This window comes from Micromonospora sp. D75 (assembly GCF_018070405.1).
In the GTDB taxonomy this organism is placed as follows: Bacteria; Actinomycetota; Actinomycetes; order Mycobacteriales; family Micromonosporaceae; genus Micromonospora; species Micromonospora chalcea.
On sequence record NZ_JAGPXV010001133.1, the window covers coordinates 1 to 668 of the forward strand.

General features: G+C 73.8%; 1 protein-coding gene. It reads left to right on the forward strand.

The genetic code is table 11. From position 1 onward, the window contains the following. Positions 1–593 (forward strand): phosphatase PAP2 family protein (locus KBX39_RS32490; protein WP_210874253.1); only part of this gene is annotated, 593 nt, incomplete at its 5' end. Between the last annotated feature and the right edge of the window lie 75 nt (positions 594–668).

Here is a 668-nt window from a genome sequence, read left to right on the forward strand (position 1 = left end):
CGGTCAACCGGGAGCTGGCCGGCGATCGCACGCCGGGCTGGAACGACGTCTCGCTGGTGTTCAGCACGCTCGCCAGCACCCAGATGATCGTCGTGGTCACGGTGCTGGCGGCGCTGGTGCTGCGGCTGGTGCTGCACCGCTGGCGGGAGCCGCTGTTCCTCTGCGCGGCGGTGACCGCGCAGGCACTGATCTTCCTGTTCACCACGATGGTGATCGACCGGAACCGTCCGGCCGTCGAGCACATGGACGCCTCCCCGCCGACTTCGAGCTTCCCGTCCGGGCACACGTCGGCGGCCACCGCGCTCTACGTGGGTCTCGCGGTGCTGCTGGCGCTGCGGGCGCGCAGCACCCCCGTGAAGGTGGGCTGGTGGGCGCTGCTGGTGCTGGTGCCGGTGGGCGTGGCGCTCACCCGGATGTACCGGGGCATGCACCACCCCAGCGACGTGGTCGCCTCGTTCCTCAACGGCGGCGCCTGCGTGGCGATCATGGCGCGGGCGGTGCTCGACCGCACGCTCACCTGGGGTCGCGCCCGGCTGCCGCTGTCCCGCTCCGGCGACGACGTGACACCGGCGGGAGCATCCGCGGGCGGCTGAGCGCCGCCGGCCGGCTCAGGTGCACTCGCCGGTGGCCACTCCCCGGGTACGCTCCGCGCCCGCCAGCGCCACCGG